This window comes from Helicobacter pylori (genome assembly GCF_011140715.1).
In the GTDB taxonomy this organism is placed as follows: domain Bacteria; phylum Campylobacterota; class Campylobacteria; order Campylobacterales; family Helicobacteraceae; genus Helicobacter; species Helicobacter pylori_DA.
Genome location: NZ_SFZZ01000011.1, coordinates 12,925 through 33,182 on the forward strand (window position 1 = coordinate 12,925; position 20,258 = coordinate 33,182).

A 20,258-nucleotide genomic window follows, 5' to 3' on the forward strand; every position below is an offset into this window, starting at 1 on the left:
TCTCATCAGGTTGCAAACTTTATTGCTTGACTTAAAAAGAGTTTATTATACCTTAAAAACATTACAACACATTCAACGAAGCTCAACAAGCCTCAAAGGCTAATCGTTTCTACAAGCTTAAGCCCAAACCCGCTCAAAGCCTTATACTGCCTGTCTTCACAAGAGCTTAACAGCCTGAAATCCTTTATCCCCAAATTTTTTAACACTAACGCCCCGATCCCAAAATCTTTAACGATATTGTTTTCTTTAGAATGCGTGTTCATAAAGATCAAATAACCCCCTTCGCGCTTTAAATATTCTAAAGCCTTAAAAAACGCTTCAAACGCATCAGTCGTTAAAAAATCAAAATCCTCTTTGATAGGGTGGAAACGCACTAAAGGGGCTAAACCATTGGTTTTTGCACCTTTAAACTTAAAAGCGTAATGGTTTTTTTGCTGGTGGTCTAAAAAAGTGTAGCATTTCGTTTGGTGTTTTAAAAATTCTCTTTCTTCTTGGCAAAACATTTTCAATAAACTTTCATTTTCCAAACGATAGCTAATCAAATCAGAAACGTAGAGGGTTTTAAGGTTATGTTTGAGAGCGAAATCGCTCAAAAATTTATCCCCTCTCCTCGCCATAGAGCCGTCTTCTTTCATGATTTCACAAATCACGCTCACGGGCTTTAATCCAGCTAATTTGCACAAATCCACGCTCGCTTCAGTATGGCCCGTGCGCGCTAACACGCCTCCATCTTTTGCAATCAAAGGGAAAATATGCCCCGGGCGCACAAAATCGCTCGGTTTAGTGGTGTCTTTACACAACAATTCAATCGTCAAATGCCTTTCAAAAGCAGAAATCCCGGTTTTGGCTTCTTTAGCGTCAATGGACACCGTGAAAGCGGTCTCATGGTTAGAATCATTCACGCTAACCATAGGGGGTAATTCAAATTTTTTCGCTAAATCTTTGGTCAAAGATACGCAAATCAACCCCCTAGCATGCGTGGCCATGAAATTGATTTTCTCAGGAGTAGAAAAAATCCCGGCTAAAACCAAATCCCCTTCATTTTCTCTGTCTTCATCGTCCATAACAATAAGCATTTCGCCATTTTTATACGCTTCTAAAGCTTCAGTAACTCGTTTTAAGATCATTCTAACTCCCTAGTTTTATTCAATAATATTTAGTTTTATAGAAAAAAGAAATATAGCATGTTTAATAACGATTATTACTTTATTGCTTTATTTAGCAAACCGCATTTAGCAAACCGCTAAAACCTTTAAATCAATTGAATGAAACTTCCCCTATCATGCAAGAAATGCTCAAAGACTTATTCTAATGTTTGCCAATTCTAATGATCAGTTTTTTCTAATGATTAATTTTGGGCTATACCTAAAAACTTTATCCAAGATTTTAACCGCGCTTTTATGCAAAAAACGGCCAATCCTAATGCTTAAAGGTAATTTTTTAGGCCTTTGTTTTTCTGTGTTGGAATTTTGAGCGTTCATCCCATCGCAAGCGATCGCAAATTCTTCTAACACATAGTTTTTAACCCCATGCCAATAATGCCTATCCATCACGCAATCTATAGGCATCACCCATTCTTTCGCGCTGTATTTCAATAATTTTTGCGCGGCTTTGGGGGCTAAAACATACCCTTGAGTGCCAATGCCATCTTTAAAATTTAAGATTTGAGAAACCCCTTTAACGGGAGTCTTTTGTTTAGCCACATTTTCTTCTAAATGCATCAAACGGATATAGCCTAATTCGTTGATGTGCTGGCGGCAAAATTCCAAGCTTTCTTTAAAACATTCTTTTAGGGTTATATCGTCTTCTAAAATACAGATCGCTTCATTAAGCTCTATGCATTTTTGCCACAAGGAATAATGGCTCGCATAGCACCCAAGCTCCCCAAACCCCATCCTCTTCCCGCAATGCTTGATCGCATGAAAGAAATTTTTTAACGCGCAAGGGGGGTGTTTTTTATTCTTACAAAAAGCCAATAAATCTTCAACCATAAAAGAAGGGTGCAAATGCTCTAAAATCAAGGGGTGTAATTGAGTGGGAGAGATTTTAGAATAGATCGCATCAAAAATTTCATAAGAAATCCCTTGAAGTTTAAGGCTCTCTAAAAGGGGGGTTATATGAGTTTCTTTTAAAGAAAAATTTTGACAGGTTTTTGGGCTTAAATGAATAATAAAAACACGCATGTTAGCCTTAATTCTTAATACAAATAAAATTAATATTAAACAGACTTACATTCTAGCGCACTAGCGCAAATTTTAGTAAAATACGCATCATGTTAGATGATATTCCTATTACCATTCAAAAAAGTAAAAAAATCAAAACCCTGAGCTTGAATATCACGCCCTCTTTAGAAGTGATTCTCAAAATGCCCAATTCTTGCTCTCAAGCTAGAGCGAGCGCTTTTTTAAAAGAACAAGAATCTTGGCTAAAAAAAACCTTTTTAAGCATGCAAGAAAAACACTCCCTTTTACACTCGCGCCTAGAAACCTATCAAAACAAAATCCTCATCTTTGATGAGGTCAAAAACGCCAACGATTACACCCTAACAGATCTTAAAAAAATCTTAAAAACTTATTTGGAGCAACAACTCCCCTTGATCGCTCAAAAAATGCAAACTTCATACACCCATTTTAGCATTAGAAACAACGCTAAAGTTTTGGGGAGTTGCTCTTATCATAACCGCTTGAGTTTTGCTCTTTTACTGGTTTGCGCCCAAAAAGAAGCGATTGATTATGTCATCATCCATGAGCTAGCCCACACGATCCACAAAAACCATTCCAAAAATTTCTGGCGTTGCGTTCAAACCTTTTGCCCTAATTACCGCGCTCTAAGAGAACATTTAAAACAAAATATCATTTTTTACGCCCAACTTCTCAAAACATTACAACCCTAAAATTAAAAATTATAGCTCACATACGCTGTGATGCTTCTAGGAGGCGCGGCTTCTTTCCCGTTAGGGCTAGTGCCTATCCCGCTAAACCAATATTTCATGTTAAAAATGTTATTGATCTGCAAGCTCGCATTGACGCTTTGATTTTTGCGTTCCCATAAAACGCTAGAAATTTGCAAATTCCACACCCAATACCACGGCGTCATGCCCGCTGTTTTGGTAGTGATAGCCCCGTTTTTAATCGTGGGCGCGTATTCTGTGAAAGGCACGGTGTTTAACACATCGCTATAAGCGCGGCTATAAAAGAAAGAACTCAACCCAATCGTGGTTTTGGCGTAAGTGTAACTCGCGTCTAAAATGAATTGGTGTGGGCTTACAAAAGGGAGCTTTTTGCCAAAAATATCTTTTTTAGGCCCTTTAGGATTAGCAGGGTTAGTAACCATCGTGTGGCTGGTGATATTGGCATCTATGAAAGTGTAAGCCGCATGGAAATTAAGCCCCCTAATCGGCGTGTAATACAATTCCAGCTCCACGCCTTGCGACCTCGCATTGACCGGCTCTCTGTTGTCCCCGTAGCGCCCGGTAAAATAATTATTCGCAAAAATCACAAAATAATTCGCATTAAAACTCACTTGGTTGTTGAAATAATATCTTGAGCCGCCTTCCATGACATTAAAGATTTGAAAATAATCCGTGCTTGTGCCTGTAAAACTACCTATATTGCTGAATTGGGGCGGAATGTAGCTTCTTTGATAATTGAAATAAAACAACCAATCCTTAATTGGTTTATAGCCGACATTCAGCGCCGGATTCCATTGGTTATAACGCTCTTTAATGGTTTTTCCTGTTTGACCTGCCTTAAAAGGGGGAGCGTCTTTTTTTTCGTAATTTAAAAAAGTGTATCTCAATCCTGGCGTGATCGTTAGCATGCCGTTATTGAAATTGATTTCATCGCTGGCATACACAGCGGTATAATTGTTGAAATTATTGAGTGAAGTTCCTGCATCAAACCCACTCCCATTATTAGGCGTGCTAGGGTTTTTCCTGGTGGTGGATCGGCGGTATAAATCTTCGGTTAAGAACCGCATTCCCATGTTAAAAGTTTGTTTGACTTTACCGGTATTGACTGCGAGATTGAGTTTTGGCTCAAAGGCATTCACCACGAAGCGGCGGATATTGTCAAAAAATTGCCAACAAGGGCTGTTCGTATCGCTATAAGAATACAGACCGCAATTAGGGTTTTTCGCGCTAATTTCTCCCTTGCCTTTAAAGGGTAAAATCTTGTTTTGACTGCTCATATACACGCTTTGGTATTGGTTGGAGAACCCAAAATCCCTGCTCATGTCATGCGTGAAATAAGTGAATTTAAAATCGCCCCCCACTTTCCTATCCGGATCGCCAAAATAATTTTGATATACGATCCCAAAGCGTTTGGCTCGCCCTCCATCTTGATTGTCAGGGCGCTCGTTGATGAAGCGGTTATAGGCATAATCTTGCGCGCTCAAAGTGCCTGGATGGTAAGAGTTGTATTGATAATACTGGTAATAAGCTTTAAAAGTATTGGTCGCATTAATCTTATAAATCGCATCAAGCAAGTAGTTTTGCACCTTTGTAGGGCTGTTTTGCCTGAAACCTTGCCCATTAATCCAATTGCCTTGAGCGCTAATACCTATATACTTACCCAACATCCCGGCCGTTCGCCCGTAAGTGTTAAACAGCATTTGGTTTCCTAAAGTTTGGGCTAAGGGCTTGCCTTTTTCCTCGGGATCGACAAAATTCCCATTAGAGGATCGCCCCCAAAAAGTGATCCTTTCAGCCGCTTGATTTTCCCACTCTTTAGGGATTTCTTTAGTGATGACATTCACCACGCCTCCAAAAGTGTTAGGGCCGTATTGGACGCTCGTCCCCCCCTTAATCACATCAATCCTATCCACTGACTGGAAAGTAACAGGGAAAATCGCCAGTTCAATATTAGAATACGGCGCGCCATAAATGGGGATACCATTGACTAAAATCATGTTGGTATTGCTATGCCCGTTACCGCCCCCACCAAAACCGCGCACCGAAATTTTAGGCAGCACGCCCGTGCCTGTAGCGTCTCTGATTTGAATCCCTGGCACATTTTGCAAGGCGTTTTCAATATTCAAATTCCCCGTTTTTTTGAGTTCCTTGTTGGAAATCACCGTGCGAGAGCTTGTGGAATTACGCACCTCTTCGCTTTGCCATGAAAGCGGGGCGCTGGAACTGAATTTTTGCTCGGTGGTTGTAACTTTTTTTAAAAAATGGTGCTTATCTTTCGCGCTCATAAAAGAATTAAAAGCCCAAAAAGTCAAAACGACCGACGCTAAAAAATACGGGGTTTTTACCCTCAAATAACCATTCATTATGATAACCTTTCTTATTTAATTCAAACCGATGCATATTATAAAAATAATTATTATAATTAACTTAAATTTTGAAGTTTGATTTTTTTATTTGTAATTCGTTATCAAAACGATTTGAAAAAGGTTTTTAGTATTTTTTTAATAGCTGCTAAGCGTTTTTTAAAACAGAATGTTATGGGAGTTTTAGAATGCGTTATTTATAAAATTTAAGAAGAAACCATTACAACCGCTATCGCAAAACCAGCGTCATGGCTGATGCTCGCGCTCAAGCTTTGGATGTTAAAATAGTCCATTTTTTCTTTGGAAAGGGTGATTAAGGGGGCGTTTTTAGGGCTTTTAGAAATATGTATATCTAAAAAGCTCAATTCCTCACCAATGCCTACTTGAAGGGCTTTAGAGCAAGCTTCTTTAAGTGCGAAAAACCCGGCGATACTGCTTGATTTATCCTTGCATAAAACAATCTCGCTTGGCGATAAAAAACGCTCTAAAAACCTCATTTCAAAGCGTTTCACACACTTTTCTATCCTAGCAATAGAGACAATATCTACGCCAATCATTTAAAGTTATTGGATAATGAAATCAGTGAAAAAGACATTTTTAATAAAGCCATCAATCAAAAACGAATTCAAATGGCTCTTAATTTCATCTTTAAGCTTGTTTTTGCCTTTGTTGGTAACCACTTCTTCCACGCTTTTAGACGATAGAATCTCTATAATCGTGTCTTTAATCGCTGTGTCTTTAACCTTGACTTCATTTAAAAGCTTTTCATTACTCAATTCTAACGAAATAGAAGCCTTAAGGTAGCGTCTGCCATTTTGAGAGACCAAATTCACCGCAAAAGGCGCATCAATCGCATACAAAGGCCCAAGCACCAGATATTGCTGGATATTAGAGCCTTCTTTAGCCTCTTGATTCTTGTTCGCCATAGGATTAGCTTGAACTTCTTGGGTGTTTTTAGAAGCGTTTTCTTTAGATTCTTCCTTATTCCCCATAAGCAGCATGATAATCACCCCCACCAACAAAAGCATCACTAGCACGCTTCCAATAATGACAAATAAAAGGGCTTTGCTTTTTTTTTGGGGTTGTTGCGCGGTATTTTCTTGTTCTTCTGCCATGCCTATTCCTATTGAAAATAAGTTAAAGTGGTTTTCCCAAATTTTTTCTGTTTGATTATAGCTAAAGTTGCGAGACTTTTAGGCATTTCATGCAGGCTTTCATGCTCAAAAACCACTAAAAGATTTTTTGGATTGAAGCGTTCCAATAACCTTTCTAAAGCTTGAAAACACTTTTCATAAATCCCTAAAAACCCGCTTGTTTCAAAAGGAGGATCCAAATAAAGGATATTCAAAACACCATTTTTTAAACCTAGTGCGGGCAAAAGCTTGAAAGCGTCATCTAAAAAAGTTTGAATTTCCATTTCCTTTTTTAAGCGGTTTTTAAAGAGGGAAATATTTTCTAAGAGCGTCTTATAAGCGCTTTTGTTTTGCTCAAAAAACACCGCGCTTTTAGCCCCCCTACTCAAAGCCTCTAAACCCATAGAAGCGCTGCCTGAAAACACTTCTATAAAATGTGCTCCATTAATTTCTGCTTGCAAGGTGTTAAAAAACGACTCTCTTACGATCGCTTTGGTGGGGCGCGTGCTAGAAATGTTAGGCAAATTCAAACCCAATCCCTTACAAGCCCCCCCAATGATCTTAAATTTTTTTACTGGCTGATGATTTGGCATAATTTTTGGGTGTATTCTTCTAATAATTGCTTAATCTTTTGCTCTTTAGAAAATTGGATTTCTTCGCAAGGTTTTTCGCTCGTCTTTAAAGCGCGATAAAAATTTTTTACATCTTCTTTCACGCTCTGTTTAGTGAAAGGCTTTCTTAAGCGCTCTTCTATAAAGCATAGGGGTTTATTGGTTTCTAGCTTTTCATCATCGCTTAAAACAAGATCGCAAACTTCCATAGGAGAAAGGCAACCGCTCAAATAAAATTCCAAACTCCTTTGAATCAACAAAGACTTGCAAGAAAGAAAAATTTTCAAAAAACCCCCTTTATCCCATCAATAGGCTTAAATTGTTTCAAAATTATAGCGATTCTTTCTTTTAAACACCAATATTAAATAAATAAACTTAAAAAGTGTTTCATTTTATAAAAAAGAAAAACAGAATGTTAAAAATAAAGCTCAAATAACATCTTTTTTTTTTTTGGTATAATGCTGCTTAAGGTAAGAGCGAAAGGCGTATTATATTCCTTCCTTCTTTACTATAACTTAGCATTTTAATCAACTTTTTCATTAAAATGTCCTGACGCTCTTACCTTTCCTCCTTAAAATACGCAAACTCTTTATTATTTAGATTGTAAAAATACTTTTAATTTACATTTTATTTTTTTTTCACAAACTCTAACGCTTTGAAACGCTCCCCCAAGCCCCCAGGGCTAATTAGGGGCTTGATTTTAGCCGCTTCTTTTAGATACCTTTCATAACTCACGCTCTTTGAAAATGTTTCTAATAATTCCATAAGCCCCATATCCAATAAAGCGTTAGCCTGCGTTTTGAAGAATGAAAATTGTGCATGGTGTTTTTCAAACAAATTGCGCACTAAAGAAAAATTGACATCATAGGTCAAATCGCTCTTTTGATACAAAGAAGCCAGATTGTTTAAAATATCCTTAAAATCCAGCACTTGGTGGTTTTTAAAAGCCCTTAAATGCATGTCTTTTCTCTCTATTTCATCGCCATAATCAAAGCTCAAAAACACCCAAGAAGAAGCCTCATTTAATTTCTCTAACAAATCCTTAATGAAAGCCTCTAAAAATAACGGCGCGCACCCTTGTTTTAAATCCAAATTTTTAAGAAGTTCTTTAGTGGGTTCATCAATAGCACCCCAAACGCCCTGATGATCATGGGCAATAAAAAGCATTTGGTTATCTTTAATGATCTCGCAAGCGAATGCGTCAAACAATTCATTAGAGATAATAAACGCGCTTTGCTGCCCCTTGAAATCTAGATCTTTCAGATCGCAGATCATCAAATCCAATTGCGTGGCTTGTTTAAAAATAGTTTGTTGGAGTTTTTGCAATTCCTTTAAAGGCTCGCAGCTGACAAACTCGCATTGTTCCATTACGCCCACGCTCAAAGCGTTTAAAAAATTCGCTATATCGCTCAAAAAATGCCCATGATGGGCGCCAATTTCTACAATTTTTAAAGGCAAAAATAATTTTTCTTCTTCTAAAAGCTTGATGATATAAAACGCAACAGCGCCCCCAAAAAACTTACTCAAAGACACCGAAGTGTAAAAATCCCCTTTTTGACCGATTAGCGCTTTTTTGTAATACCCCTTTTCTCCATAAAGCCACTCTTGCATGTAATTCCCAAACGAACGCATGATTTTCCTTTCATTAAACTCATCTCAACCAACAATAATAGAAGCGCTATTCTAGTCAAAATCGCCTTATTTTTGCGCTATGATATTCAATAATAATGACTTTTTAAGCTAAGTTTGAAGGGAGTTTAGAGTTTGGAAATTTTAAGGCGAGAATGCGGGGCGGTTGAAGAAAACGCTTATATTGTGAAGCTTTCTAGTGGGATAGATTTTATTATTGATCCCGGATTTTCTAGCAGCGAATGGGTGTTAGAAAACGCCAAAAACCCTAAGGCGATTTTAATCACGCATGGGCATTATGATCATGTATGGGATAGCGCTCAATTGTCAAAACTCCTTAAAAACACCCCCATTTACGCCCCCAAAGACGATGTTTTCATGCTAGAAAATGATATTTTCCATTTGGGCATGCCGGTTTTTAGCCCCAATTTCAGCGTGCCTTGCAATAAGGGTTGCACCACTTTAGAGATAGAAAACACCACCATTAAATACTGGCATTTTCCCGGGCACACGCCCGGCTGCTCTATCATAGAAATAGAAGGGGTGATTTTTAGCGGGGATTTTATCTTTTATCGCAGCATTGGCCGTTATGATTTCCCTTATTCTAATGAAAAAGACATGAAAGAGTCCCTGTTAAGGTTTCAAAATTTAGATTTTTCTAAAGACATAGAGATTTATCCAGGGCATGGGGATAAGACAAGTTTTTTTGCCGAAAGAGAGCATTCTAAAATTTGGGTTTCAAGGATGGCTTAATTGTTAAGCCGGCTAGACAAAGAGCGTTATTTGCGCCATATCATGCTAGAAGATGTGGGCGAAGAAGGCCAATTGAAGCTTTTAAAATCTAGCGTTTTAGTCATTGGAGCCGGTGGGCTTGGATCAGCGGTTTTGATGTATCTGTGCGCTGCTGGGATAGGAAAAATAGGCATTGTGGATTTTGATGTGGTGGGTATGAGTAATTTGCAACGCCAAATCATCCATTCACAGGATTTTTTAAACCAACCTAAAGCCTCTAGCGCGAAAGCGCGCTTAAAACAACTCAATGCTAGTATTGAAGTAGAAGCCTTTGAAGAACGCTTTAAGGCCCATAACGCTCTTCCTCTCATAGAGCCTTACGATTTTATCATAGACGCCACGGACAATTTTAACGCTAAATTCTTGATCAATGACGCTTGCGTGTTAGCCCAAAAACCCTATTCGCATGCCGGGGTTTTAAAATACAGGGGGCAAAGCATGAGCGTTTTACCCCATAGCGCATGCTTAGCATGTGTTTTTGATAAGCCCCCTAAAAAGGGATTGAATCCTACTTCAGGGCTTTTTGGGGTTTTGCCCGGGGTTTTAGGGTGTATCCAAGCGAGCGAATGCCTTAAATATTTTTTAGGGTTTGAAACTTTACTTATAAATACTTTACTTATAGCCGATATTAAAACGATGGATTTTAAAAAAATTCAAGCACCCAAAAACCCTGAATGTAGGGTTTGTGGCACGCATAAAATCACGCATTTACAAGATTATGAAATTTAGATTAAGGGGTAAGTTTTGGATTTATCAACCATACTAGGCTTGGTATTGGCGGTCGCTTCTATTTCGTTAGGCGATATTTTAGAAGATGGTAACCCGTTGCACATTATCCATTTGAGTTCAGTCATTATCATCGTGCCTACTTCGCTTTTTGCCGCCATGACAGGCACGCATGTGCGTTACGTGAAAGCCGCTTACAAAGAGATAAAAATTGTTTTTTTAAACCCTAAAATCAATTTGAACGAAACCATTAAAAATTTAGTGGAATTAGCCACTTTAGCCAGAAAAGATGGGGTGTTGAGTTTGGAGGGGCGAGTGGCGCAAATTGAAGACGATTTCACCCGTAACGGCTTGTCTATGATCATAGATGGCAAGGATTTAAAATCCGTTAAGGAAAGCTTAGAAATCAGCATTGAAGAAATGGAAGAGTATTACCACGGCGCCGCTCATTATTGGGAGACGGCCGGTGAGACCGCTCCTACTATGGGGTTAGTGGGGGCGGTTATGGGACTTATGTTGGCCTTGCAAAAACTGGACAACCCGGCTGAAATGGCAGCAGGGATCGCTGGGGCTTTTACGGCTACTGTTACAGGGATTATGTGTTCTTATGCGATTTTTGGCCCTTTTGGGCATAAGCTCAAGGCTAAGTCTAAAGACATTATCAAAGAAAAAACCGTTCTTTTAGAGGGGATTTTAGGCATCGCTAATGGGGAAAACCCAAGGGATTTAGAAAACAAACTCTTAAACTACATCGCTCCCGGTGAGCCTAAAAAATCTCAATTTGAGGGATAAACATGGCTAAGAAAAACAAACCCACCGAATGCCCCGCCGGCGAAAAATGGGCTGTTCCTTATGCGGACTTTTTGTCGTTGTTGCTCGCGCTTTTTATCGCTCTTTATGCCATTTCAGCGGTCAATAAATCCAAAGTGGAAGCCTTAAAAACCGAATTCATTAAGATTTTTAATTACGCCCCCAAGCCAGAGGCGATGCAGCCGGTTGTAGTGATCCCCCCTGATTCAGGGAAAGAAGAAGAGCAAATGGCGAGCGAAAGCTCCAAACCGGCTTCGCAAAATACTGAAACAAAAGCCACTATCGCTCGCAAAGGCGAAGGCAGTGTTTTAGAGCAAATTGATCAAGGCTCTGTTTTAAAGCTCCCCTCTAGTTTGTTGTTTGAAAACGCTACATCAGATGCTATCAATCAAGACATGATGCTTTATATTGAACGGATCGCTAAAATCATTCAAAAACTCCCTAAAAGGGTGCATATTAATGTGAGAGGTTTTACAGACAACACGCCTTTAACTAAAACCCGTTTTAAAAGCCACTATGAATTAGCCGCCAATCGCGCTTATAGGGTGATGAAAGTCCTTATACAATACGGCGTGGATCCTAACCAATTGTCTTTTTCTTCTTATGGCTCTACCAACCCTATCGCGCCTAATGACTCCCTAGAAAACAGAATGAAAAACAATCGTGTGGAAATCTTTTTTTCAACCGATGCGAACGATTTGAGCAAGATCCATTCTATTTTAGATGAAGAATTCAATCCCCACAAACAGCAAGAATAAATCGCATGAATAAAAATTATCTTTTAATCTTTTTGTTGTTAACGAGCCTTATTGCTAGAGAGAAGGACGCTTCTTCAAACCTTTTTGATTTGATTGATAAGGGGATCAACAGAGAACAAGAATTGAAAGAGCAGGAGCAAAAAACGCGCTTGAAACTGGCTCAAAGCCCTTTAGTGGCGTTAGAGATTGTCCCCCAAGAAACGCCCTATTTAGAATGGCAAGGGGCTAGGGAGTCGTATTATTTGAAAGTGAGCGCTGTAGTGGAGAGCGTGGTTATTTTAAAGATTGACATCAATCAGGGGCGTTCTTGCTCGCTCTACCCCACGCCTAAAAGCGTTTCTTTAGTGAGGAATCAAAGCGTAGCCTATGAAATTTTATGCGAAAACCAGCCGCTATGGATAGAAGTTAGCACCAATTTAGGCAAACGCACCTTTCAGTTTTAATTTGATTGGTTTTTGGCTTTGTTTTAAAAAAGTTTGCGCTTATTGTTAATGATAAAAATTCGATTTAAACCCAATTAAGAAAAACCTTTTTATATCAAATAAGTTTGGTTATAATGCCAAGCATGGGCGTTTTTAAACAATTGATCAAAGAATTGTATGAATGGTTGCTCCATTCTATAGATGTGGCTACGCAGCATTTAGTTGCTATGGTGTTAAAAATAAGCATGGTAAAATATTTGGTAAAAGAATTTCATGATCGCTTCATTTATTTTATAGATTTGATTGCACAACATTTTATCATCGTTGCGCTTTCTAGTCTTCTCGTGTTGGTGTTTGGGGTTTTGATTGGGGTTTTTGTGTTTTATAACTCAAAGGCTAGGGCGTTATTGCTCCCTGTGGTGAATTTCCTCTACACCATCCCATCGCTTGCGTTATTCGCGTTATTCATTCCTGTGATTGGGGTTGGGTTAAAAAACGCGCTTTTAGTGTTGGTCTTATACGGCTTATTGCCCATTGTCCACAGCACTTATAACGCTTTAAAAGAAGTGAGAGAAGAGGTGATTAAAGCCGCTATTGGGCTAGGGTGTAACCCCAAAGAGTTGTTTTTTAGGGTGTACTTCTTGCTCGCTATCCCCCAAATTTTAGTGGGTTTAAGGATTGCAGTGGTGATGTTAGTGGCGATGGCTGGGATCGGAGCGCTCATTGGGGCTGGAGGCTTAGGGCAGGCGATTTTTAGAGGGCTAAACACACAAAATACCATGCTTTTAGTGGCGGGTAGTTTGATTATTGCTCTTTTTAGCGTTTTAGCGGATAAATTCGTGAGCGTGTTTCAGCATGAAAACGCCTTGCAAAGCCTATTTTCTCAAAACGCCACCCAAAAACAAAAAAGAAGAGTTTATGTTAATTTAGCGGTGTTTCTTTTTTTATTGCTAGCGAGCGCTTTATGGCTTATTCCTAGAAACGCCATAGAAGAAAAACCCTTAGTCGTGGCGACAAAACCTAGCAGCGAGCAGTATATTTTGGGCGAGATTTTAAGCCTTTTGTTAGAAAAACACCATATCCCTATCAAGCGAGCGTTTGGCATTGGTGGGGGGACGATGAATATCCATCCGGCATTAATTAGGGGCGATTTTGATTTGTATGTGGAATATACCGGCACCGCTTGGGTGAATACGCTCAAAAGCCCTTTGACTCAAAAAGTGGATTTTGAAACGATTAAAAAGCGTTATGAGAAGGAATTTAATCTTTTATGGGTGGGGCTTTTGGGCTTTAATAACACCTATTCCTTAGCGATTTCTAAAGAAGACGCTCAAAAATACGCGATTGAAACTTTCAGCGATTTAGCTCTTCATAGCCCGAATTTTGATTTTGGAGCGGAGTTTGACTTTTTTGAAAGAGAGGACGCTTTTAAGGGCTTAATCAAAGCTTATCGCTTTCATTTTAGAAGTTTGCATGAAATGGATATTAATTTGCGTTATAAAAGTTTTGAATCCCATAAAATCAACGCTTTAGACGTTTTCACGACAGACGCTCAAATCAAAGAATTGGATTTAAAGGTGCTGAAGGACGATAAAGGGTTTTTCCCTAATTATCAGGCCGGTATTGTTATAAGAAAAGAAGTTGTCAAAAAGTATCCTGAAGCACTAGAAATCTTAGAAAAATTGAATGCAAAAATTAACGATGAGACGATGCAGGATTTAAACTATCAGGTGGAAGCGTTGAAAAAAAGCCCTAAAATCGTAGCTAAAGATTTTTTAGAAAGCTTGGGGTTATAGCATGAAAGAAATCGTTACAATAGAGAATGTGTCTTTTAACTACCACAACCGCGCTGTTTTTAAGGATTTTAATTTAAGCATTGAAAAAGGGGATTTTTTATGTGTTTTAGGGGAGAGCGGGAGCGGTAAAAGCACGCTTTTAGGCTTGATTTTAGGGCTTTTAAAACCCAGTCTGGGGAGCGTTAAAATCTTTAATGAAACCCTTTCAAACAACGCTTTTTTACGCCAAAAAATAGGCTATATCGCTCAAGGCAATTCCTTATTCCCCCATTTAAACGCCTTACAAAACATGACTTTTTGCCTTAATTTACAAGGCATAAACAAACAAGCCGCTCAAAAAGAAGCCAAAGCCTTAGCGTTAAAAATGGGGTTAGACGAGAGCCTTATGGATAAATTCCCTAATGAATTGAGTGGGGGGCAAGCCCAAAGAGTGGGCATTATTAGGGGGATTATCCACAAGCCAGAACTCATTTTATTAGATGAGCCTTTTAGCGCTTTAGATAGTTTTAATCGTAAGAATTTGCAAGATCTCATCAAAGAAATACACCAAAATTCTTGCGCTACTTTCATTATGGTAACGCATGATGAGAGCGAGGCACAAAAGTTAGCCACAAAAACCCTAGAAATCAAAGCCCTTAAATAAGGGCAATGATTTTAAGGCTCGTTTAAAAATTCTGGCGTGGTGTTATTGGTGGGCGTTTGCATAGAAGAATTAGAGCTGTTTGAAGTTTTTTTAGCGGGTTTTTCGTTGAATGGAGGGGCTTTATAGCCGCAAGCTTGAATCGTTATCGCTACAAGTATTAAAAAGCATGTTAAGATCAGTTTATGGAACAAAATATTTTCTCCTTACTCATTCAAAAAAAGTCTTATAAAAAGCTTGAAACTCTTTTGAAACTCAAAAAGCTTAAGGTTTTTATGCCTTTAAGTTTACAAGAAAATTTGCTTTTCATCTTCATCAAAGACTCTAAATTGCTTTTTGCGTTTAAAGACATTTGGGCTTCTAAGGAATTTAACCAGCGATTCGCTAAAGAAATCAGCCATTTTTTGAACACGCAAGGGCATGCTTGCGGGCTTGATGAGTTTAGCGCCTTAGAAATTTTAGGTTATGTGCCTAAAGATTCCTTAGAAAAAGCCAATTTTTATGCCCCTATTAAAAAACAAGCCCGTTTTTTTCGCCCTAGCGCTTTAGGGTTGTTCCATAACCCCATTAAAGACGCTCGCTTGCATGAATGTTTTGAAAAAGCGCGCGCTTTGATCCACTACCAACGAAGTTTTTTTGAGGAGTGAATGGCTGATTTATTGTCCAGTTTGAAAAACCTTTCTAATAGCAGTGGGGTGTATCAATATTTTGATAAAAACCGCCAATTACTCTATATCGGTAAGGCGAAAAACTTAAAAAAGCGCATCAAAAGCTATTTTTCTGTCCGCAACAATGAAATCACGCCCAACCATCGCACCAGCTTACGCATCCAAATGATGGTCAAGCAAATCGCTTTTTTAGAAACCATTTTAGTGGAAAACGAGCAAGACGCTTTGATTTTGGAAAATTCTTTGATCAAGCAGCTCAAGCCTAAATACAACATTCTTTTAAGAGACGATAAAACTTACCCTTATATTTATATGGATTTTTCCACTGATTTCCCTATCCCTTTAATCACACGAAAAATTTTAAAACAGCCTGGCGTTAAATATTTTGGCCCTTTTACTAGCGGGGCTAAGGACATTTTGGACAGCTTGTATGAATTGCTCCCGTTAGTTCAAAAGAAAAATTGCATCAAGGATAAAAAGGCATGCATGTTTTATCAAATAGAGCGTTGTAAAGCCCCATGCGAGGATAAAATCACCAAAGAAGAGTATTTAAAAATCGCTAAAGAATGTTTAGAAATGATTGAAAATAAAGACAGGCTCATCAAAGAGCTTGAATTGAAAATGGAGTGCCTTTCTAGTAACTTGCGTTTTGAAGAAGCTCTCATTTATAGGGACAGGATTGCAAAAATCCAAAAAATCGCCCCCTTCACTTGCATGGATTTGGCCAAACTCTATGATTTGGATATTTTTGCTTTTTATGGCGCAAGCAATAAGGCGGTGTTAGTGAAAATGTTTATGCGTGGGGGTAAAATCATTTCTTCAGCGTTTGAAAAAATCCACTCCCTTAATGGGTTTGACACCGATGAAGCGATGAAACAAGCCATTATCAACCATTACCAATCGCATTTGCCTTTGATGCCTGAACAGATCTTATTGAGCGCTTGTTCTAATGAAGCGCTTAAAGAATTGCAAGAGTTTATCTCTCATCAATATTCTAAAAAAATCGCTCTTAGCATTCCTAAAAAGGGCGATAAGCTCGCTTTAATAGAAATCGCTATGAAAAACGCTCAAGAGATTTTTAGCCAAGAAAAAACCTCTAATGAAGATCTGATTTTAGAAGAAGCGCGATCGCTTTTCAATTTAGAGTGCGTGCCTTATAGGGTGGAAATCTTTGACACAAGCCACCATTCAAACAGCCAATGCGTGGGGGGAATGGTCGTGTATGAAAATCATGCATTTCAAAAAAACTCTTATCGGCGCTACCATTTAAAAGGCTCTAACGAATACGATCAAATGAGCGAATTGCTCACCAGAAGGGCTTTAGACTTTGCCAAAGAGCCACCGCCTAATTTGTGGGTGATAGATGGAGGGAGGGCGCAATTAAACATCGCTTTAGAAATTTTAAAAAGCAGCGGGAGTTTTGTAGAAGTGATCGCTATTTCTAAAGAAAAAAGGGATTCTAAAGCTTATCGCTCTAAAGGGGGCGCTAAAGACATTATCCATACGCCTAACAATACTTTTAAATTGCTCCCTAGCGACAAGCGTTTGCAGTGGGTGCAAAAATTGCGCGATGAAAGCCACCGGTATGCGATAAACTTCCATAGATCCACTAAACTTAAAAACATGAAACAAATCGCTCTTTTAAAAGAAAAGGGTATAGGAGAAGCCAGCGTGAAAAAATTGTTGGATTATTTTGGGAGTTTTGAAGCGATAGAAAAAGCGAGCGAGCAGGAAAAAAACGCCGTTTTAAAAAAACGAATTTAAAGGAAAATGCATGAAAAAAAGATTGAATATAGGGCTTGTGGGTTTAGGGTGTGTGGGGAGTGCGGTCGCTAAAATCTTAAAAGAAAATCAAGAAATCATCAAAGACAGAGCCGGCGTGGAAATTAAAATTAAAAAAGCGGTGGTGCGAGATGTGAAAAAGCACAAGGGCTATGCTTTTGAAATCAGTAATGATTTAGAAAGCTTGATAGAAGATAAAGAAATTGATATTATCGTGGAGCTTATGGGTGGGGTGGAAGCGCCTTATCTTTTAGCTAAAAAAACTTTAGCCAAGCAAAAAGCCTTCGTTACGGCCAATAAAGCCATGTTAGCGTACCACCGCTATGAATTAGAACAAACCGCTAAAAACACCCCCATAGGCTTTGAAGCGAGCGTGTGTGGGGGTATCCCTATTATCAAAGCCTTAAAAGACGGCTTGAGCGCTAATCACATCCTTTCTTTTAAAGGGATTTTAAACGGCACAAGCAATTACATTTTAAGCCAGATGTTTAAAAATCAAGCGAGCTTTAAGGACGCTTTGAAAGACGCGCAACATTTAGGCTACGCGGAATTAAACCCTGAATTTGACATTAAAGGCATTGATGCGGCGCACAAATTATTGATTTTAGCGTCTTTAGCGTATGGCATTGATGCGAAATTAGAAGAAATCTTGATTGAAGGCATTGAAAAGATAGAGCCAGACGACATGGAGTTTGCCAAAGAATTTGGTTATAGCATTAAACTTTTAGGCATCGCTAAAAAACACCAAGATTGCATTGAATTAAGAGTGCATCCAAGCATGATTAAAAACGAATGCATGCTCTCTAAAGTGGATGGGGTGATGAACGCTATCAGCGTTATAGGGGATAAGGTGGGCGAGACTTTGTATTATGGGGCTGGGGCTGGGGGAGAGCCTACCGCAAGCGCGGTCATTAGCGATATTATAGAAATCGCAAGGAAAAAAAGCTCTCTAATGCTGGGCTTTGAAACCCCTCAAAAACTCCCCCTAAAACCCAAAGAAGAAATCCAATGCGCTTATTATGCGCGTTTGTTAGTGAGCGATGAAAAAGGGGTTTTTTCTCAAATTAGCGCGATTTTAGCTCAAAATGATATTTCGCTCAACAATGTCTTACAAAAAGAAATCCCGCATTCCAACAAGGCTAAAATCTTATTTTCTACGCACACCACCAACGAAAAATCTATGCTGAACGCCCTTAAAGAGCTTGAAAATTTACAAAGCGTGTTGGATACCCCTAAGATGATTCGTTTGGAAAATTGAATGCGTTTTTTAAACAACAAACACAGAGAAAAAGGCTTAAAGGCTGAAGAAGAAGCTTGCGGGTTTTTAAAAACGCTGGGTTTTGAAATGGTGGAGAGGAACTTTTTTTCACAATTTGGTGAAATTGATATTATCGCTTTGAAAAAAGGGGTTTTGCATTTCATTGAAGTCAAAAGCGGGGAAAATTTTGATCCCATTTATGCGATCACGCCGAGTAAATTAAAAAAGATGATCAAAACGATCCGCTGTTATTTGTCTCAAAAAGATCCCAATAGCGATTTTTGCATAGACGCTCTTATTGTGAAAAATGGTAAATTTGAGCTTTTAGAAAATATCACTTTTTAGATTTTTATCCAAAACCCATGCGATTTCATTAACATTCTTAAGCTAATATAATTCTCGTTAATCAAAATCATATATTTAGGAGTAACTAATGAGTCACTATATTGAATTAACTGAAGAAAATTTTGAAAGCACCATTAAAAAAGGGGTTGCGTTAGTGGATTTTTGGGCGCCATGGTGTGGTCCTTGTAAGATGCTATCCCCTGTGATTGATGAATTAGCTAGCGAATATGAAGGTAAGGCTAAGATTTGTAAAGTCAATACCGATGAGCAAGAAGAATTGAGCGCGAAATTTGGGATTAGAAGCATTCCTACGCTTTTATTCACAAAAGATGGCGAAGTCGTCCATCAGTTGGTGGGCGTGCAAACTAAAGTTGCTTTAAAAGAGCAATTGAACAAACTTCTAGGCTAGTAGCCATGATAGATTGCGCGATTATTGGAGGTGGTCCTGCGGGTTTGAGCGCGGGGCTTTATGCCACTAGAGGTGGTGTTAAAAACGCCGTTTTATTTGAAAAAGGAATGCCTGGGGGGCAAATCACTGGCAGTAGTGAGATTGAAAATTATCCGGGCGTTAAGGAAGTGGTGAGTGGGTTGGATTTCATGCAACCATGGCAAGAGCAGTGCTTCCGCTTTGGCTTAAAGCATGAGATGAGTGCTGTTCAAAGGGTTTCTAAAAAAGACTCTCATTTTGTTATTTTGGCAGAAGATGGCAATACTTTTGAAGCTAAGAGCGTGATTATCGCTACCGGTGGTAGCCCTAAACGCACAGGCATCAAGGGCGAGTCAGAATATTGGGGTAAAGGCGTTAGCACTTGTGCGACATGCGATGGCTTCTTTTACAAAAATAAAGAAGTAGCGGTGCTTGGTGGAGGCGATACCGCCGTAGAAGAGGCGATTTATCTGGCCAACATCTGCAAAAAAGTCTATCTCATCCACAGAAGAGATGGTTTTAGGTGTGCGCCTATCACTTTAGAACATGCCAAAAACAATGATAAGATTGAGTTTTTAACCCCTTATGTGGTAGAAGAAATCAAGGGCGATGCTTCTGGCGTGTCTTCTTTAAGCATTAAAAACACAGCCACTAATGAAACAAGAGAATTAATCGTGCCGGGGTTTTTTATTTTTGTGGGTTATGATGTGAATAACGCCGTGTTGAAACAAGAAGACGGTTCCATGCTATGCAAATGCGATGAATACGGCTCTATTGTCGTGGATTTTTCCATGAAAACGAATGTTCAAGGCTTGTTTGCAGCAGGAGATATTCGCATTTTTGCCCCTAAGCAAGTGGTTTGCGCTGCAAGCGATGGCGCTACGGCAGCCTTAAGCGTGATTTCTTATTTAGAACACCATTAAATCAAGCTCATGACCCTAGATTTAGGGTTATGAGTTCTCGCTTCAAACATTCATTGGATTTCAAAACTTGTAAGGTATTTTAGTTTTTTGTTTAATTGCAATGCGATTTCGTTCTCTTGCTTTATTTTAATTAAATATTGATCACAAAATTTAAAAACGCTTAAAACATTTTTTACAATCAATATAATAAAAGAACTTGTTTAATCAAAAAAGCGCTCCTTAGGGGGTTGTGGGGATTTAGTTGGGGGTTGTAGGGGGGAGAAC

The 20,258-nt window shown here is 38.8% G+C and carries 23 protein-coding genes; 14 read left to right on the forward strand and 9 right to left on the reverse strand.

Annotated elements, in window-relative coordinates; genetic code table 11:
- Window positions 1-92: 92 nt before the first annotated feature.
- Both EWZ81_RS00835 and EWZ81_RS00840 read right to left on the reverse strand, forming a co-directional pair.
- Window positions 93-1,127 (reverse strand): bifunctional 3,4-dihydroxy-2-butanone 4-phosphate synthase/GTP cyclohydrolase II, encoded by a 1,035-nt coding sequence (locus EWZ81_RS00835; RefSeq protein WP_165548676.1) that lies wholly within the window; start codon window positions 1,125-1,127, stop codon window positions 93-95.
- A 204-nt stretch (window positions 1,128-1,331) separates the two neighbouring features.
- Window positions 1,332-2,183, reverse strand: coding sequence for a glycosyltransferase family 25 protein (locus EWZ81_RS00840; protein ID WP_165548678.1), 852 nt, complete (start codon window positions 2,181-2,183; stop codon window positions 1,332-1,334).
- An 89-nt stretch (window positions 2,184-2,272) separates the two neighbouring features.
- On the opposite strand from EWZ81_RS00840, the gene EWZ81_RS00845 reads away from it, so the two are divergent.
- Entirely contained in the window at window positions 2,273-2,893 is a 621-nt protein-coding gene (locus EWZ81_RS00845; RefSeq protein ID WP_165548681.1) for a M48 family metallopeptidase, read from the forward strand.
- A gap of 2 nt (window positions 2,894-2,895) precedes the next feature.
- Here EWZ81_RS00845 and EWZ81_RS00850 read toward each other — a convergent pair whose 3' ends face one another.
- From EWZ81_RS00850 to EWZ81_RS00875, 6 genes are all read right to left on the reverse strand, one after another.
- Window positions 2,896-5,274, reverse strand: coding sequence for a TonB-dependent receptor family protein (locus tag EWZ81_RS00850; protein ID WP_165548683.1), 2,379 nt, complete (start codon window positions 5,272-5,274; stop codon window positions 2,896-2,898).
- Between the two features lie 206 nt (window positions 5,275-5,480).
- Window positions 5,481-5,831, reverse strand: a complete 351-nt coding sequence (gene acpS, locus EWZ81_RS00855) for a holo-ACP synthase (protein ID WP_165548685.1) — start codon at window positions 5,829-5,831, stop codon at window positions 5,481-5,483.
- Between the two features lie 6 nt (window positions 5,832-5,837).
- The gene (gene fliL, locus EWZ81_RS00860; RefSeq protein ID WP_000797032.1) at window positions 5,838-6,389 is read right to left on the reverse strand and encodes a flagellar basal body-associated protein FliL; all 552 of its coding nucleotides are present in this window, start codon (window positions 6,387-6,389) and stop codon (window positions 5,838-5,840) included.
- Between the two features lie 8 nt (window positions 6,390-6,397).
- Window positions 6,398-7,000, reverse strand: a complete 603-nt coding sequence (rsmD, locus tag EWZ81_RS00865) for a 16S rRNA (guanine(966)-N(2))-methyltransferase RsmD (RefSeq protein ID WP_165548687.1) — start codon at window positions 6,998-7,000, stop codon at window positions 6,398-6,400.
- Window positions 6,979-7,305, reverse strand: a complete 327-nt coding sequence (locus EWZ81_RS00870) for a dihydroneopterin aldolase (protein WP_165548689.1) — start codon at window positions 7,303-7,305, stop codon at window positions 6,979-6,981. Before EWZ81_RS00870 ends, rsmD begins: the two co-directional genes overlap by 22 nt.
- A 340-nt stretch (window positions 7,306-7,645) precedes the next feature.
- Window positions 7,646-8,650: an SAM-dependent methyltransferase gene (locus tag EWZ81_RS00875; protein WP_165548691.1), complete on the reverse strand. Its 1,005-nt coding sequence runs from the start codon at window positions 8,648-8,650 to the stop codon at window positions 7,646-7,648.
- 132 nt (window positions 8,651-8,782) lie between these two features.
- On the opposite strand from EWZ81_RS00875, the gene EWZ81_RS00880 reads away from it, so the two are divergent.
- The 7 genes from EWZ81_RS00880 (at window position 8,783) to egtV (ending at window position 14,594) form a co-directional block, all read left to right on the forward strand.
- Window positions 8,783-9,400 (forward strand): MBL fold metallo-hydrolase, encoded by a 618-nt coding sequence (locus tag EWZ81_RS00880; RefSeq protein ID WP_078285509.1) that lies wholly within the window; start codon window positions 8,783-8,785, stop codon window positions 9,398-9,400.
- Complete coding sequence (locus EWZ81_RS00885; RefSeq protein ID WP_165548693.1) at window positions 9,401-10,168, forward strand: HesA/MoeB/ThiF family protein; 768 nt, start codon at window positions 9,401-9,403, stop codon at window positions 10,166-10,168. It begins immediately after the preceding gene.
- Between the two features lie 15 nt (window positions 10,169-10,183).
- Window positions 10,184-10,957 (forward strand): flagellar motor stator protein MotA, encoded by a 774-nt coding sequence (gene motA, locus EWZ81_RS00890; protein WP_078262168.1) that lies wholly within the window; start codon window positions 10,184-10,186, stop codon window positions 10,955-10,957.
- A 2-nt stretch (window positions 10,958-10,959) separates the two neighbouring features.
- The gene (gene motB, locus EWZ81_RS00895) at window positions 10,960-11,733 is read left to right on the forward strand and encodes a flagellar motor protein MotB (RefSeq protein WP_001085358.1); all 774 of its coding nucleotides are present in this window, start codon (window positions 10,960-10,962) and stop codon (window positions 11,731-11,733) included.
- Window positions 11,734-11,738: 5 nt separating this feature from the next.
- Window positions 11,739-12,176: a hypothetical protein gene (locus EWZ81_RS00900; RefSeq protein ID WP_165548696.1), complete on the forward strand. Its 438-nt coding sequence runs from the start codon at window positions 11,739-11,741 to the stop codon at window positions 12,174-12,176.
- A 113-nt stretch (window positions 12,177-12,289) separates the two neighbouring features.
- Window positions 12,290-13,951: an ergothioneine transport permease/ergothioneine binding protein EgtU gene (egtU, locus tag EWZ81_RS00905; RefSeq protein WP_165548698.1), complete on the forward strand. Its 1,662-nt coding sequence runs from the start codon at window positions 12,290-12,292 to the stop codon at window positions 13,949-13,951.
- A gap of 1 nt (window position 13,952) precedes the next feature.
- Window positions 13,953-14,594, forward strand: coding sequence for an ergothioneine transport ATP-binding protein EgtV (gene egtV / locus EWZ81_RS00910; RefSeq protein ID WP_165548700.1), 642 nt, complete (start codon window positions 13,953-13,955; stop codon window positions 14,592-14,594).
- An 11-nt stretch (window positions 14,595-14,605) separates the two neighbouring features.
- Here the strand turns inward: egtV and EWZ81_RS00915 are convergent, their stop codons facing one another.
- Window positions 14,606-14,785, reverse strand: a complete 180-nt coding sequence (locus tag EWZ81_RS00915; protein ID WP_000468791.1) for a hypothetical protein — start codon at window positions 14,783-14,785, stop codon at window positions 14,606-14,608.
- On the opposite strand from EWZ81_RS00915, the gene EWZ81_RS00920 reads away from it, so the two are divergent.
- The 6 genes from EWZ81_RS00920 (at window position 14,777) to trxB (ending at window position 19,994) form a co-directional block, all read left to right on the forward strand.
- Window positions 14,777-15,238 carry a hypothetical protein gene (locus EWZ81_RS00920; RefSeq protein ID WP_165548701.1) on the forward strand — a complete coding sequence of 154 codons (462 nt, stop codon included), beginning with the start codon at window positions 14,777-14,779 and terminating at the stop codon, window positions 15,236-15,238. The genes EWZ81_RS00915 and EWZ81_RS00920 overlap by 9 nt on opposite strands.
- Window positions 15,239-17,023, forward strand: a complete 1,785-nt coding sequence (uvrC, locus tag EWZ81_RS00925; RefSeq protein ID WP_165548702.1) for an excinuclease ABC subunit UvrC — start codon at window positions 15,239-15,241, stop codon at window positions 17,021-17,023.
- 10 nt (window positions 17,024-17,033) lie between these two features.
- Entirely contained in the window at window positions 17,034-18,299 is a 1,266-nt protein-coding gene (locus tag EWZ81_RS00930; protein WP_165548703.1) for a homoserine dehydrogenase, read from the forward strand.
- Entirely contained in the window at window positions 18,300-18,644 is a 345-nt protein-coding gene (locus EWZ81_RS00935) for a YraN family protein (RefSeq protein ID WP_001211718.1), read from the forward strand.
- An 88-nt stretch (window positions 18,645-18,732) separates the two neighbouring features.
- Window positions 18,733-19,053: a thioredoxin gene (gene trxA, locus EWZ81_RS00940; RefSeq protein ID WP_000020199.1), complete on the forward strand. Its 321-nt coding sequence runs from the start codon at window positions 18,733-18,735 to the stop codon at window positions 19,051-19,053.
- 5 nt (window positions 19,054-19,058) lie between these two features.
- A complete protein-coding gene (gene trxB / locus EWZ81_RS00945; protein ID WP_165548704.1) occupies window positions 19,059-19,994 on the forward strand; it encodes a thioredoxin-disulfide reductase in 936 nt (311 codons plus the stop codon).
- Window positions 19,995-20,258 lie beyond the last annotated feature (264 nt).